Genomic DNA, 13,439 nt, shown 5'->3' with positions numbered 1-13,439 from the left:
ACCCGCGCAGCGGCTCTGCTTGCGGATGGCCGAGAGCCACAGCAACGGACACATTGATGCCGACACGCGGAGGGAGCGGGGGCTGCGTGCGAAGTAAAGGAGGAGGCGTCGGCCGCAGGCCGGCGCCGGGGGACATTCGCACGCAGCCCCCGCTCCCTCCAGCGCTCGACCAACCCGCTTCTGCTGTCCTTTCAGGAGCCCACAAAAAGCGCGGCCCCGATGTTCCGGAGGCCGCGCCAGGAGAGCGAGTGCCGTGGAAGGGGCGGGGGATCAGAACACGAAGCTGACGCCGGCCACCGGACCCTTGAATTCCTGCTTCAGGCCGACAGTGCCATCGCTGCCCTTCTTGTCCACGTCCAGCTTGAACCAGTCGTAGCCGGCGAACACACCGAAGTTCTTCGTGAAGCGGTAATCGACGATGGCGTTGGCGCGGCTCAGGTCGCCCTTGTAGTCATCGAAGCTGCCCCAGCGCGTGTTGAGATACTGGCCCTGCAGCGTGATCATCCAGCGCTCGGACGGCGTGAAGGTCATGCGCGCACCCACCACCGGCGCGATGCCGTCAGCCTTCTCGTTGAGGAACTGGCCGTCGTACACGGTGCCCAGGTCGGCGTAGCCCTTGGTGCTGACCTTGGCGTACTCGGCGCCCAGCTGCAGGCCGAGGTCGAAGGTATCGGTGTCCACCACCGAGTAGTCATAGACCAGGCTGGCGACCTGGTACTTCAGTTCGCCCTTGACGAAGCTGCCGGATGGCACGTTGACGTCACCGAAGGAGATGTCCTGGCCGAGGGTCTCGCGGCGGTCCTTGTCGTACTTGAAGTAGTTGAACAGCAGGCGCTGGCGGTTGCTGATGCGGAACATGCCGTCGATGCGCGGTTCCCACTCCTTGCCACCCAGCTTGAAGTCCTCGGAGAAGCCGATGTCCTGGCCGGCGACGTTGGTCTTGCCGCGAAGGGTGTTGTCCGAGTCGATGTTCATCGCACCCAGGCGCAGGGCGAAGCGGTCGTCGCCTTCAGCGGCGTGGGCGGCAGTGGCGAACGAAGCGCCGGCGGCGAGCAGGGAGAGGGCGAGCAGGGTGGGTACGGGGCGCATCGAAGAGTCCTTGCAGTGGTTCATCAGAATGAAGGCCACTGTGCCGGACAGGCCCGTCCACCATCCGTGAACGTATGGTCCACGAGGTGTGCACGGTTCAGCGCTGTCGCGACGATGCAAAAAGATGGCCCCGGAGCCGGGCTTCGGGGCCATCGTGGGACCTGCGGGGCGGAGCGTCGACGAGGTTGCTGCAGGCAGGTCGAAAGATCGGACCGGCGCATTCGGCGAAAGTTCCGCAGCCTGCGACCAAAGTTCAATACTGCGCTGCAACATCATACGGACGTCATTGTCCCCAGGGTGGCACGCAAAAATGTAACCGTTACCGCAACTTGCGGCCTCCCGGGATGAACAGGGAGCGGTTGTCTCGCAAATTGTCCCATTGCTATAATTTGGCGGCTCGATGAGGCCCCCCTGCTTTAGCCGCCTCAGCCCTCCACTTGCAACCACGCGGGACGTCCTGTGCTGAACTCCGTTGATGCGGGTCGGCGACTGATGCTGCGCGCCGCGGTCTACCCGCTGGCCGCAGTGGCTGTCCTGGCCCTGGCCTTCCTGCTGGTAGGTCCGAAATATGCCCTCGGCGCGCTGGCGTCCGGTGTGGCCATTTCGGCCGGTGGCTGGGTGGCGGCACGGATGGCACTGGGCGGTGGGGCACTGGCCGCAGGATCGGCGATGGCTCGCCTGATCATTGCGATCGTGGCCAAGTGGGTGGTGGTTTTCGGCGTCCTGCTGGTGGGGTTCCTGGTCTTCAAGCTGCCTGCATTGGCGCTGTTGGCCGGTATCGCCGTCGGCTTGATGTTCCAGGTCCTGGCCATGGCCAGGCGTTGACAGAATTCAATTAACTGAAGGTTCCGGACACATGGCGGGCGAGGCTCTAACCCCTACCAGCTACATCCAGCATCACCTGCACAACCTGACCGCGCCGGTCGGCAAGGGTGAGGGTATGTTCTGGCATATCCACGTCGATACCTTCCTCACCGCGGTCCTGATGGGCCTGGTGATCGTGGTCGCGTTCTGGCTGGGGACCCGCAAGGCCACCGCCGGCGTGCCGGGCAAGTGGCAGGCCTTCGTCGAGATCTGCCTGGAGTTCGTCGACCGCCAGGCCAAGGATACCTACCACGGCAAGAGCAAGCTGGTCACGCCGATCGCCATCACGATCTTCTTCTGGATCCTGATGATGAACCTGATCAAGATGATCCCGGCCGATTTCATCGCCAAGCCGCTGGAATGGGCGGGCATCCACTACTGGAAGCCGGTGCCGACCGCCGACGTCAACGCCACCCTGGGCATGGCCATCAGCGTGTTCTTCCTGATGCTGTTCTTCGCGCTGAAGTCCAAGGGCCTGCTTGGCTTCATCAAGGAATTCCTGACGGCGCCGTTCGGCAAGTGGATGATGCCGTTCAACCTGATCCTCAACATCGTCGAGTGGCTGAGCAAGCCGATCTCGCTGGCGATGCGACTGTTCGGCAACATGTTCGGCGGCGAAATCGTGTTCCTGCTGATCTGGGTGCTGGGTGGTGCCGGTTTCTTCGGTGCCATTGCCGGTGGTGCGTTCGGCCTCGGCTGGATGCTGTTCCACCTGCTGGTGATCCCGCTGCAGGCCTTCATCTTCATGATGCTGTCGATCGTGTACCTGAGCCTGTCGGAAGACGCTCACTGAGTTTCAAGCTTCAACGCGTTTCAACCTTCATCCGTTTCATCACCCTTAGCAACTTAAGTTCCTGGAGATAACCATGTACTTCGCCGTCCTGACCAACTTCGCGCAGATTCAGAGCTCCACCGCCCTTGCCGTCGGCATCATGATCGGCCTGGCCGCGCTGGGCGCCGGTCTGGGTCTGGCCATCATGGCTGGTAAGTTCCTGGAGTCGGCCGCCCGCCAGCCGGAACTGATCCCGGTCCTGCAGGTCCGCATGTTCATCACCGCCGGCCTGATCGACGCCGCGTTCATCATCTCGGTCGCCGTTGGCCTGCTGCTGGCCTTCGCCAACCCGCTGTCGGCTGCCTTTGCTGGCGCCGTCACCAAGGCTCTGGCCGGCTGATACAGCGGTTTGAGACGACCGGGTGCTGATGCACCCGGTTTCGGATGAAGGCCGGATGCGCCGCTACGGCGGCGCGTCCACCCCGAAACCAGCGATCGAGCTAACCATGAATATCAATTTCACCCTTCTTGCGCAGGCGCTGGCCTTCGCTGGTCTGATCTGGATCATCGCGACCAAGATCTGGCCGCCGCTGATGAACGCGATCGAAGAGCGCCAGCAGAAGATTGCTGAAGGCCTCGCTGCTGCCGACCGCAGCCAGAAAGATCTGGCCCAGGCGCAGGAGAAGGTCAACGAAGCGCTGAAGGAAGCCCGCACCAAGGCCAACGAGATCATCGATCAGGCCCACGCGCGTGCCAACCAGATCGTTGATGCTGCCCGTAACGAAGCGATCACCGAAGCCACCCGTCAGAAGGAACTGGCCCAGGCTGAAATCGACGCCGCCGCCAACCGTGCCCGTGAAGATCTGCGCAAGCAGGTGTCCGCGCTGGCCGTGACCGGTGCCGAAAAGCTGCTCAAGCGCGAAATCGACGCCAACGCCCACAAGGCGCTGCTCGACGAGCTGGCCTCGGAGATCTAAGGATGAGCCAGGCCCTCACGCTTGCCCGCCCGTACGCCCGCGCCGCGTTCGCGACCGCGCGCGACGAAGGCGCGTTCGCGCCGTGGTCGGACGCCCTGGCGTTCTCCGCCCACGTCGCCGCCGACCCGCGCGTGGCGGCCCTGCTCGCCAACCCGGAGCTGGGTCGTGACGACGCCGTCGCCCTGCTGGCGCCGGTGTCCCACGGCGAGACCTACTCGCGCTTCCTGGCCATCCTGGCCGACTCGCATCGTCTGCCGCTGCTGCCGGAAATCTCCGGCATGTTCGACGCCCTGCGCGCCGAAGCCGAGCACGTGGTCAAGGCCACGGTGACCTCGGCGGCCGAACTGTCGGCCGGCGAGCTGGATGCGATCAAGGTCGCGCTGCGCAAGCGCTTCAACCGCGAGGTCGACGTGACCACCGCGGTGGATGCCTCGCTGATCGGCGGCGCCGTGATCGACGCCGGCGACGTGGTCATCGATGGTTCGCTGAAGGGCAAGCTGGCCCGTCTGCAGACCGCGCTCGCTAACTGAATTCATTTAACGTCCGGCCCCGCTGCCGGCACTAGGACTTGACGATGGCAACCACGCTCAACCCCTCCGAAATCAGCGAACTGATCAAGAACCGCATCGAGAAGGTCAAGCTGGCCGCGGAATCGCGCAACGAAGGCACCGTGACCAGCGTGTCCGACGGCATCGTGCGCATCTTCGGTCTGGCCGACGTGATGCAGGGCGAAATGATCGAACTGCCGAACAACACCTTCGCCCTGGCCCTGAACCTGGAGCGCGACTCGGTCGGCGCCGTGGTCCTGGGTGACTACGAGCACCTGCGCGAAGGCGACGTCGCCAAGACCACCGGCCGCATCCTGGAAGTGCCGGTCGGTCCGGAACTGCTGGGCCGCGTCGTGAACGCGCTGGGCGAGCCGATCGACGGCAAGGGCCCGCTGGGCACCGACCTGACCGCTCCGGTGGAGCGCGTTGCTCCGGGCGTGATCTGGCGCAAGTCGGTCGACCAGCCGGTGCAGACCGGTTACAAGTCGGTCGACGCCATGATCCCGATCGGCCGTGGCCAGCGCGAGCTGATCATCGGTGACCGCCAGACCGGCAAGACCGCGATGGCGATCGACGCGGTGATCAACCAGAAGGGCACCGGCATCAAGTGCGTGTATGTTGCGATCGGCCAGAAGGCTTCGACCATCGCCAACATCGTGCGCAAGCTGGAAGAGAACGGCGCGCTGGCCCACACCATCGTGGTGGCCGCGACCGCTTCCGAATCGGCTGCCATGCAGTACATCAGCGCCTACTCGGGCTGCACCATGGGTGAGTACTTCATGGACCGCGGCGAAGACGCGCTGATCGTGTACGACGATCTGTCCAAGCAGGCCGTTGCCTACCGCCAGATCTCGCTGCTGCTGAAGCGCCCGCCGGGCCGTGAAGCCTACCCGGGTGACGTGTTCTACCTGCACTCGCGCCTGCTGGAACGCGCTGCCCGCGTGTCCGAGGAATACGTCGAGAAGTTCACCGAAGGCAAGGTCACCGGCAAGACCGGTTCGCTGACCGCGCTGCCGATCATCGAAACCCAGGCCGGCGACGTGTCCGCCTTCGTTCCGACCAACGTGATCTCGATCACCGACGGCCAGATCTTCCTGGAAACCGACCTGTTCAACGCCGGCATCCGCCCGGCCGTGAACGCCGGTATCTCGGTCTCGCGCGTCGGTGGCTCGGCCCAGACCAAGATCATCAAGAAGCTGTCGGGCGGCATCCGTATCTCGCTGGCCCAGTACCGTGAGCTGGCTGCGTTCGCGCAGTTCGCCTCGGACCTGGACGAAGCGACCCGCAAGCAGCTGGAGCGCGGCCAGCGCGTCACCGAGCTGATGAAGCAGAAGCAGTACGCGCCGATGTCGATCGCCAACCAGGCGCTGTCGATCTACGCCGTCAACGAGGGTTACCTCGACGACGTGCCGGTCAACAAGCTGCTGGCGTTCGAAGAAGGCCTGCACGCCCACTTCGCCAACACCCAGGGCGAGCTGGTCAGCAAGGTCAACGCCACCGGCGGTTGGGACAACGACATCGAAGGTGCCTTCAAGAAGGGCATCGCCGAGTTCAAGACCACCGGCAGCTGGTAATCGCGGTCCTGTAGAGCGGAGCCGCTGGCTCCGCTGGACCAGATGACAAACGGTTGAACAACGCGGGGCAACAGCCCCGCGCCACGGGAAACAAGAGATGGCAAGCGGACGCGAAATCAAAACCAAGATCAAGAGCGTGCAGAACACCCGCAAGGTGACGCGCGCCCTGGAGATGGTCTCGGCCTCCAAGATCCGCAAGGCGCAGGATCGGATGAAGACCTCGCGTCCGTACGCGCAGGCGATGAAGCAGGTGATCGGCCACCTGGCCCAGGCCAGCACCGACTACCAGCATCCGTTCCTGGTCGAGCGCGAGCAGGTCAAGCGGGTCGGCTTCATCGTGATCTCCTCCGATCGCGGCCTGGCCGGCGGCCTGAACAACAACCTGTTCCGCAAGATGCTGGGCGAAGCCAAGGCATGGCAGGACAAGGGTGCGGAAGTGGACCTGGTGACCATCGGCCAGAAGGCATCGACCTTCTTCCGCCGCGTGAAGGTCAACATGGTCGGCAGCGTGACCCACATCGGCGACGTGCCGAAGCTGGAGTCGCTGATCGGTGTGATCAAGGTCATGCTCGACGCCTTCACCGAAGGCAAGGTCGACCGCGTGTACCTGGTCTACAACCGCTTCGTGAACACCATGACGCAGAAGGCCAGCTTCGATCAGCTGCTGCCGCTGCCGCCGGCTGAGAAGCAGGTCGCTCACCACGACTGGGACTACCTGTACGAACCCGATGCCGCGACCGTGCTCGAGCACGTGATGACGCGTTACATCGAGTCGCTGGTGTACCAGGCCCTGCTGGAAAACGTCGCCTCCGAGCATGCGGCACGCATGGTTGCGATGAAGGCGGCGAGCGACAACGCCAACAAGCTGATCGGCACCCTGCAGCTCGTCTACAACAAGGCGCGCCAGGCAGCGATCACCCAGGAAATCTCCGAAATCGTCGGCGGCGCGGCAGCAGTCTGACCGCGTTCGTTCAAAGCACACATTTAGAGGATGCAGCAATGAGTCAGGGCAAGATCGTTCAGATCATCGGCGCGGTCGTCGACGTCGAATTCCCGCGTGAGTCGGTGCCGAAGGTGTACGACGCACTGAAGGTCGACAACACCGAAATCACTCTCGAAGTCCAGCAGCAGCTGGGCGACGGCGTGGTGCGTACCATCGCCCTCGGTTCCACCGATGGCCTGAAGCGCAACCTGGTCGCCACCAACACCAACCGCGGCATCTCCGTGCCGGTCGGTGCTGGCACCCTGGGCCGCATCATGGACGTGCTCGGCCGTCCGATCGACGAAGCCGGCCCGGTGGCCGCCAGCGACAGCTGGGAAATCCACCGTGCGGCCCCGTCGTACGAAGACCAGTCCCCGGCCACCGAGCTGCTGGAAACCGGCATCAAGGTCATCGACCTGATGTGCCCGTTCGCCAAGGGCGGCAAGGTCGGCCTGTTCGGCGGCGCCGGCGTCGGCAAGACCGTCAACATGATGGAACTGATCAACAACATCGCCAAGGCGCACAGCGGTCTGTCCGTGTTCGCCGGCGTGGGTGAGCGTACCCGTGAGGGCAACGACTTCTACCACGAAATGAAGGACTCCAACGTCCTCGACAAGGTGGCGATGGTGTACGGCCAGATGAACGAGCCGCCGGGCAACCGTCTGCGCGTCGCCCTGACCGGCCTGACCATGGCCGAGTACTTCCGCGACGAGAAGGACGAAAACGGCAAGGGCAAGGACGTCCTGCTGTTCGTTGACAACATCTACCGCTACACCCTGGCCGGTACCGAAGTGTCGGCACTGCTGGGCCGCATGCCGTCCGCCGTGGGTTACCAGCCGACCCTGGCCGAGGAAATGGGCGTCCTGCAGGAACGCATCACCTCGACCAAAAACGGTTCGATCACCTCGATCCAGGCCGTCTACGTTCCCGCGGACGACCTGACCGACCCGTCGCCGGCGACCACCTTCGCCCACCTGGACTCGACCGTTACCCTGTCGCGTTCGATCGCCTCGCTGGGTATCTACCCGGCCGTCGATCCGCTGGACTCCACCAGCCGCCAGATGGATCCGCTGGTCATCGGCCACGAGCACTACGACACCGCCCAGCGCGTCCAGCAGACCCTGCAGAAGTACAAGGAACTGAAGGACATCATCGCGATCCTGGGCATGGACGAGCTGTCCGAAGAGGACAAGCAGGCCGTGTCGCGCGCCCGTAAGATCGAGCGCTTCTTCAGCCAGCCGTTCCACGTGGCCGAAGTGTTCACCGGTTCGCCGGGCAAGTACGTGCCGCTGAAGGACACCATCCGTGGCTTCAAGGCCATCGTCGATGGCGAGTACGACCACCTGCCGGAGCAGGCGTTCTACATGGTCGGCGGCATCGAAGAAGCGGTCGAGAAGGCCAAGAAGATGGCCGAGAAGGCCTGATCCGGGACGGGCGGGAGCGATCCTGCCCGACCTGACGCCGGCGCCGGGCAACCGCCCGCGCCGGTGGACTCCCACGGTGGCATTGCGCCGCCGCGAACAGCGAAGAGATTTGCATGAGCACGATCCGTTGCGACATCGTCAGCGCCGAGCAGGAAATCTTCCGTGGCGAAGCGACCCTGGTCGTGGCCACCGGTGAGCTGGGCGAACTGGGCATCGCGCCCAAGCACGCGCCGCTGATCACCCGCCTGAAGCCGGGCAAGGTGGTGGTGACCACGCCGAACGGCGAGCAGCTGGATTTCGCCATTTCCGGCGGCATCCTGGAAGTGCAGCCGCAGGTGGTGACCGTGCTGGCCGACACCGCGATCCGCGCGCAGGACATCGACGAAGCCTCGGTCCGCAAGGCCAAGGAAGAAGCCGAGCGCATCCTGGCCAACCGCGGCGAAGCGATGGAAGTGGCTGAAGCCCAGCAGAAGCTGGCTGAAGCCGTCGTCCAGCTGCAGGCGCTGGAGCGCCTGCGCAAGACCCTCAAGCACTGAAACGTGCTCGGAGGCCATCGGCAGCAATGCCGGTAGTGATGGAAGATCGCCGGCTCAGTGCCGGCGATTTTCGTTCAGGAGAAGGGAGGCATGCACGGAATGCAGTACGCATCGACGACGAGCATCCACGCGGTGGATTCAACCCGTTCGCCCTGGACTCGGCCTGAGACCCTGTGGCTGGCAAGCTGGTTGTTGCTGTGCCTGCCGTGGCTGATCGGTACCAAGGTCATCCCCTACGACGCCGTGCAGCAGTTCTTCCCGGCGGTCAGTTTCAGTGCCGAGCAGCTTCGGCACCTGCAGGCGCCCTGGTGGAACCCTTATCTGTTCGGCGGCTATCCGCAGGTCGCCGACCCGCAGATGATGACCCTGCAGCCGACCATGGTCCTGCCAATGATGCTGGCACCTGCCTCGCTGCATCTGTTCACCGTGGTGGTGTTGCTGCATGTGCTGATCGGCGGCCTCGGCGCGTTGCGCCTGGCGCGTTCGTTCGGTCTTTCAGCTCCTGCACAATGGCTCTTCGCAATGGTGCTGATGTTCGGTGGAGTGGCCGCCTCCCGCCTGCAGCACACCCCGATGATTGTCAGCTACAGCCTGCTTCCCTGGCTGTGGCTGGGCTTGTCGAGGGTCCGGCGCCAAGGCCGCGCGCGCGACGTGCTGCTGGCGGGAACGGCAGGTGGCCTGTGTGCGCTGCAGCTGACCCAGGTGACCTACTTCATCATCCTGGCCTCTGCGTTGTACGCAATGGGCGCCGTACTGTTGGCGCCCGGCAACCGCCTCCGCCTTGCATCACAGCTGGCAGCGGTGGCATTGATCGCCGCCGTGGCGTGTGCCCCCCAATGGCTTTCCACGCTGGCATGGCTGGGGGACACCAATCGCGACGGCATGACCCTGGAGACGGCACTGCGCGGCGCGATGCACTGGCAGGGGCTGGCGACACTGCTCTCTGGAAACCTGTTCTCGCAGGGACGTGGGGTCAGCTGGTCCTTCGGCGATATCAGCACCGATTACCTCTACTTCGGCTCGGTGCCACTGGCGCTGTGGCTGGCGTGGGGGGGGGGCGTGATGCGCAGGCAACCGGGCGCAACCCGGCTGGCGCTGGCAGTACTGCTTTTCACCACGCTGGTCGCACTGGGAGGAGCTACCCCCCTGTTCGCCTGGCTCTTCAGCTGGTTGCCGGGCCTTGACCTGTTCAGACGGCCCTCCGATGCACTGTTCCTTGGCGTGCCGGCAGCTGCCTGGCTGGGCGCGCAGTCGCTGCAGTCCGCGCTGCAGGATCGCACCCTGTGCCCGCATCGGGTGTCCTTGGGGCTGGCCGTCGTCCTGATGTTCGTTGCCTCATGGTTGGCCATGAGCCACGGGCACCTGGAAGCCTTTGCGTGGCTGGTGGCCAGCGGCGGCATCGGTATCGCCGCGGTGCAGCTGCTGCGCCGGCATCCGGCTCCGGTGCGCTGGCTGATCGCACTGGTCATGTTCGACATGCTGCTGTTCAACGTGGGAGCGCGCTTCAACACGTCCGGCGCCCGTCCGCCGGTAATGACCGCGGACCGCAATGGCGCCACGCAGCGCGCGTATGCCCTGCTTGCCGCCGAGCGGGGGGCTGGCCTCCCGGAACGCGCCATCATCTTCGGCATCGGCGTACTGACCAATGGCGCAGCGGTGCATGCGATTCCGCTAGCCAATGGATACAACCCACTGTTGTCCAGTGACTACCAGCAGATGGTGGGCATGCCGACGGAGCCCGTGGCTGCCTTCCAGCAGAAGGCGACGACCCCTTGGGCTGCGGACATGGACGCACCCGTGTACGACCTGCTGGGGGTCCGCTGGTTGCTGTCACCGGAGCCGTTTGCAGGGTCCGATGACCAAGGCAGCGACGTGCAGCTGGCGCTACGCGGAAGTGTGCTGCCGCGTACGCTCAACCCGCAACGGGTGCGGCGGCACAGTGAACGCCTGCCACCGGCCGCTGAGTTCAACCAGACCGACTTCAGCCAGGTGGTCTGGCTGCCTGGCGGGCAGCACGCGGAGTGCCCAGAGCACGAAGCAGGCCGACTGCGGTTGCTGTCGCAGGCCTACAAGCCGGGCAGTATCGTGCTTGAGGTGGAGGCTGAGCAGCCGGCATGGCTGGTGATCAATGAGGTGACCGCTCGCGGCTGGCAGGCCCGGCTGAATGGCGGCGTGTCTCTGCCGCTGCTGCGAGCCAATGGGCTGTTCCATGCGGTGTGTGTACCTGCGGGGCGGCACAGCGTGGAGCTCGGGTACAGCCCGCTGCAGCTGTGGCGGGACGGCCTGTGGCAGCGCTTCGCGGCGGATGCGGTCCACTGAGCGTCAGCGGAAGACCACATGGCGCAGCAGCAGGAAGGAGATCAGGGCGATCCCACCTTCGATCAGCGGCTTGGCCAGCCAGGCCCAATCCAATCCAAGATGGCGGCTGGTCAAAGCCACCAGCACCGTGCTGGCAGCGGTAAGTGCAGCCCACACCCCGAAGAAACGTGAGAATCGACGCCAGCCGAGGCGTGCACCATCCGCATGGGCGAAGGTGTATCGGCCGTTGAGCCAGAAGCCCAGCAGCATCCCGGCCAGGCGTCCGGCGACGTTGGCCGGCGCCACCGGCATGCCCAGCGCGGTGGCGGCGACGAACACCAGCCAGTCGAGCAGCAGCTGCACGAGCCCGATGATGAGATAGGTGCTTCCCTGGCGGACGAGGCCCATCGGCATGGTGAAGGAGGAAGGATGCCCATGTTAACGGCCCACGCTCTAGAATCACCGGCAACGAACCACGGACTGCCGTTCCCATGACCCAAGCCCTGCACGTCATCATCCTCGCCGCCGGCGCGGGCAAGCGCATGAAGTCGGTGCTGCCGAAGGTGCTGCAGCCGATCGCCGGCCAACCGATGCTGGCGCACGTGATCGACGCGGCCCGCGAGCTGCAGCCGGCGGCCATCCATGTGGTCCATGGCCATGGTGGTGAAGCGGTGCGGCAGTACTTCGCCGACCAGCCCGATCTGCAATGGGCCGAACAGGCGCAGCAGCTGGGTACTGGCCACGCAGTGGCGCAGGCGATGCCGCAGGTGCCGGATGCCGCGCAGGTGCTGGTGCTGTACGGCGACGTGCCGCTGATCCGCGCGCAGACCCTGCGCGACCTGCTGGCGCAGCCGGGGCGGCTGGCCGTTCTGGTCGCCGATGTTGACGATCCGACCGGTTACGGCCGCGTGCTGCGCGATGCCGAAGGCAAGGTGGGTTCGATCGTCGAGCAGAAGGATGCCAATGACGATCAGCTGCGCGTGCGCACGATCAACACCGGCATCATTGCCGCCGAGTCGACCGCGTTGCGGCGCTGGTTGTCGCAGCTGTCCAACAGCAATGCACAGGGCGAGTACTACCTGACCGACGTGTTCGCCTTTGCCGCGCACGAGTACACCCCGGCCGAGATGGCGCTGGTGGCCGACGCACAGGAAGCCGAAGGGGCAAACGATCCCTGGCAGCTTTCGCAGCTGGAGCGTGCCTGGCAGCGCCGCGCGGTGCGAGCGCTGTGCGCGCAGGGCGCGCGCGTACGCGATCCGGCACGTCTCGATATCCGTGGCACTGTCACCGTGGGCAGTGACGTGCTGATCGATGTCGATGTCGTTCTCGAAGGCAATATCGTGCTGGGCGATGGGGTGACCATCGGTCCATTCAACCGCCTGAAGGACGTCGCTCTCGGTCCGGGCACCGAAGTACGTGCGCACTGTGATCTGGAAGGCGTGGTCACCGAAGGCGCAGCACTGGTCGGTCCGTTCGCGCGCCTGCGCCCGGGTACCGTGCTGGCCGATGGCGTGCACGTGGGCAACTTCGTCGAGACCAAGAAGGTGACCCTCGGCGTTGGCAGCAAGGCCAACCACCTCACCTACCTGGGTGATGCGGTGATCGGCAGCAGGGTGAACATCGGTGCCGGCACCATCACCTGCAATTACGACGGCGTGAACAAGTCGACCACCACCATCGGCGACAACGCGTTCATCGGTTCCAATAGTTCGCTGGTGGCGCCGCTGACGATCGGCGAGGGCGCGACCATCGCCGCCGGCTCGGTCATCACCCGCACCGCCCCGGACGGCAAGCTGACACTGGCACGTGCACGACAGGAAACCATCGATGGCTGGAAGCGCCCGGTCAAGAAGTCCTGAGCCCCGCATCCCGCACGCCGACGAACTCGGCGTGCTGCCGGCGATCGAGCAGCGTGCCGGCGAGCTGTTGAAGGGCCACGAGGCGTATCCGGTGTTTGCCGGGCACGGCCTGGACCTGCCGGCATTGCAGGACGGCCTCCTGCGTGAGCAGCTGTGGGTAGTCGATGCCGCCGAGGGCGGTATTGCGGGTTACCTGCTGGCGGGCGAGCTGTGCGGTGAGTTCCATGTCCTGCAGATGGACGTGGACCCGGCACATGCGCGTCGCGGCCATGGCCGAGCGTTGCTGCGGCATGCCTTGGCGCAGGCCAGGGCCGCCGGCTTCGCTGCAGCGGTGCTGACCACGTTGAGCGATGTGCCGTGGAATGCAGCCTTCTATGCCAGCGAAGGCTTCGACGTGGTGCCTGAGGCTGAGTGGAACGACGGCCTGCGCGCAGTCATGGCCGAAGAGGCTGCGCTCGGATTCCCGATGCACCTGCGGGTGGCGATGCGGCGGGTCTGGTAGGTGCGGATCTTGGT

At 65.0% G+C, this 13,439-nt stretch carries 14 protein-coding genes; 12 read left to right on the top strand and 2 right to left on the bottom strand.

The window, feature by feature from the left end:
• Positions 1 to 270: 270 nt before the first annotated feature.
• Complete coding sequence (locus D5301_RS01460) at positions 271 to 1,089, bottom strand: hypothetical protein (RefSeq protein WP_153854573.1); 819 nt, start codon at positions 1,087 to 1,089, stop codon at positions 271 to 273.
• 459 nt (positions 1,090 to 1,548) lie between these two features.
• Here D5301_RS01460 and D5301_RS01455 point away from each other — a divergent pair, with 459 nt between their 5' ends.
• The 10 genes from D5301_RS01455 (at position 1,549) to D5301_RS01410 (ending at position 11,085) form a co-directional block, all read left to right on the top strand.
• The gene (locus D5301_RS01455) at positions 1,549 to 1,914 is read left to right on the top strand and encodes a hypothetical protein (protein ID WP_006394654.1); all 366 of its coding nucleotides are present in this window, start codon (positions 1,549 to 1,551) and stop codon (positions 1,912 to 1,914) included.
• A gap of 31 nt (positions 1,915 to 1,945) precedes the next feature.
• A complete protein-coding gene (atpB, locus tag D5301_RS01450; protein WP_049466592.1) occupies positions 1,946 to 2,746 on the top strand; it encodes a F0F1 ATP synthase subunit A in 801 nt (266 codons plus the stop codon).
• Positions 2,747 to 2,819: 73 nt separating this feature from the next.
• The gene (gene atpE, locus D5301_RS01445) at positions 2,820 to 3,125 is read left to right on the top strand and encodes a F0F1 ATP synthase subunit C (protein ID WP_005411133.1); all 306 of its coding nucleotides are present in this window, start codon (positions 2,820 to 2,822) and stop codon (positions 3,123 to 3,125) included.
• A 106-nt stretch (positions 3,126 to 3,231) separates the two neighbouring features.
• Positions 3,232 to 3,702, top strand: coding sequence for a F0F1 ATP synthase subunit B (locus D5301_RS01440; protein WP_005419512.1), 471 nt, complete (start codon positions 3,232 to 3,234; stop codon positions 3,700 to 3,702).
• Positions 3,703 to 3,704: 2 nt separating this feature from the next.
• Positions 3,705 to 4,232, top strand: a complete 528-nt coding sequence (locus tag D5301_RS01435; RefSeq protein WP_110713802.1) for a F0F1 ATP synthase subunit delta — start codon at positions 3,705 to 3,707, stop codon at positions 4,230 to 4,232.
• A gap of 44 nt (positions 4,233 to 4,276) precedes the next feature.
• Positions 4,277 to 5,824: a F0F1 ATP synthase subunit alpha gene (gene atpA, locus D5301_RS01430; protein WP_008266965.1), complete on the top strand. Its 1,548-nt coding sequence runs from the start codon at positions 4,277 to 4,279 to the stop codon at positions 5,822 to 5,824.
• A 97-nt stretch (positions 5,825 to 5,921) separates the two neighbouring features.
• Positions 5,922 to 6,785 (top strand): F0F1 ATP synthase subunit gamma, encoded by an 864-nt coding sequence (atpG, locus tag D5301_RS01425; protein WP_006471334.1) that lies wholly within the window; start codon positions 5,922 to 5,924, stop codon positions 6,783 to 6,785.
• Positions 6,786 to 6,823: 38 nt separating this feature from the next.
• Positions 6,824 to 8,230, top strand: a complete 1,407-nt coding sequence (gene atpD, locus D5301_RS01420) for a F0F1 ATP synthase subunit beta (RefSeq protein ID WP_010481327.1) — start codon at positions 6,824 to 6,826, stop codon at positions 8,228 to 8,230.
• A 113-nt stretch (positions 8,231 to 8,343) separates the two neighbouring features.
• Positions 8,344 to 8,766 carry a F0F1 ATP synthase subunit epsilon gene (locus D5301_RS01415; RefSeq protein WP_005411127.1) on the top strand — a complete coding sequence of 141 codons (423 nt, stop codon included), beginning with the start codon at positions 8,344 to 8,346 and terminating at the stop codon, positions 8,764 to 8,766.
• A gap of 90 nt (positions 8,767 to 8,856) precedes the next feature.
• Positions 8,857 to 11,085: a hypothetical protein gene (locus D5301_RS01410; protein ID WP_228756288.1), complete on the top strand. Its 2,229-nt coding sequence runs from the start codon at positions 8,857 to 8,859 to the stop codon at positions 11,083 to 11,085.
• Positions 11,086 to 11,088: 3 nt separating this feature from the next.
• On the opposite strand, the gene D5301_RS01405 is transcribed toward D5301_RS01410, so the two are convergent.
• Positions 11,089 to 11,472 carry a GtrA family protein gene (locus tag D5301_RS01405; RefSeq protein WP_153854572.1) on the bottom strand — a complete coding sequence of 128 codons (384 nt, stop codon included), beginning with the start codon at positions 11,470 to 11,472 and terminating at the stop codon, positions 11,089 to 11,091.
• A gap of 83 nt (positions 11,473 to 11,555) precedes the next feature.
• On the opposite strand from D5301_RS01405, the gene glmU reads away from it, so the two are divergent.
• Together glmU and D5301_RS01395 are read left to right on the top strand one after the other, a co-directional pair.
• Positions 11,556 to 12,923 (top strand): bifunctional UDP-N-acetylglucosamine diphosphorylase/glucosamine-1-phosphate N-acetyltransferase GlmU, encoded by a 1,368-nt coding sequence (glmU, locus tag D5301_RS01400; RefSeq protein WP_110713797.1) that lies wholly within the window; start codon positions 11,556 to 11,558, stop codon positions 12,921 to 12,923.
• Complete coding sequence (locus tag D5301_RS01395) at positions 12,892 to 13,425, top strand: GNAT family N-acetyltransferase (protein WP_153854571.1); 534 nt, start codon at positions 12,892 to 12,894, stop codon at positions 13,423 to 13,425. Before glmU ends, D5301_RS01395 begins: the two co-directional genes overlap by 32 nt.
• Positions 13,426 to 13,439 lie beyond the last annotated feature (14 nt).

It is taken from the genome of Stenotrophomonas sp. MH181796, from assembly GCF_009659995.1.
In the GTDB taxonomy this organism is placed as follows: Bacteria; Pseudomonadota; Gammaproteobacteria; order Xanthomonadales; family Xanthomonadaceae; genus Stenotrophomonas; species Stenotrophomonas riyadhensis.
Note: the sequence above shows the minus strand (reverse complement) of the source record. Positions and strands in the feature narration are given on the sequence as shown.

Bases quoted from the DNA above. Each gene is read 5' to 3' on its own strand.
- glmU (WP_110713797.1), top strand. From the start codon at position 11,556: ATGACCCAAGCCCTGCACGTCATCATCCTCGCCGCCGGCGCGGGCAAG.
- D5301_RS01435 (WP_110713802.1), top strand. From the start codon at position 3,705: ATGAGCCAGGCCCTCACGCTTGCCCGCCCGTACGCCCGCGCCGCGTTC.
- atpB (WP_049466592.1), top strand. From the start codon at position 1,946: ATGGCGGGCGAGGCTCTAACCCCTACCAGCTACATCCAGCATCACCTG.
- D5301_RS01395 (WP_153854571.1), top strand. From the start codon at position 12,892: ATGGCTGGAAGCGCCCGGTCAAGAAGTCCTGAGCCCCGCATCCCGCAC.
- D5301_RS01415 (WP_005411127.1), top strand. From the start codon at position 8,344: ATGAGCACGATCCGTTGCGACATCGTCAGCGCCGAGCAGGAAATCTTC.
- atpA (WP_008266965.1), top strand. From the start codon at position 4,277: ATGGCAACCACGCTCAACCCCTCCGAAATCAGCGAACTGATCAAGAAC.
- D5301_RS01460 (WP_153854573.1), bottom strand. From the start codon at position 1,089: ATGCGCCCCGTACCCACCCTGCTCGCCCTCTCCCTGCTCGCCGCCGGC.
- atpD (WP_010481327.1), top strand. From the start codon at position 6,824: ATGAGTCAGGGCAAGATCGTTCAGATCATCGGCGCGGTCGTCGACGTC.
- atpE (WP_005411133.1), top strand. From the start codon at position 2,820: ATGTACTTCGCCGTCCTGACCAACTTCGCGCAGATTCAGAGCTCCACC.
- D5301_RS01410 (WP_228756288.1), top strand. From the start codon at position 8,857: ATGCACGGAATGCAGTACGCATCGACGACGAGCATCCACGCGGTGGAT.
- D5301_RS01405 (WP_153854572.1), bottom strand. From the start codon at position 11,472: ATGGGCCTCGTCCGCCAGGGAAGCACCTATCTCATCATCGGGCTCGTG.
- D5301_RS01440 (WP_005419512.1), top strand. From the start codon at position 3,232: ATGAATATCAATTTCACCCTTCTTGCGCAGGCGCTGGCCTTCGCTGGT.
- atpG (WP_006471334.1), top strand. From the start codon at position 5,922: ATGGCAAGCGGACGCGAAATCAAAACCAAGATCAAGAGCGTGCAGAAC.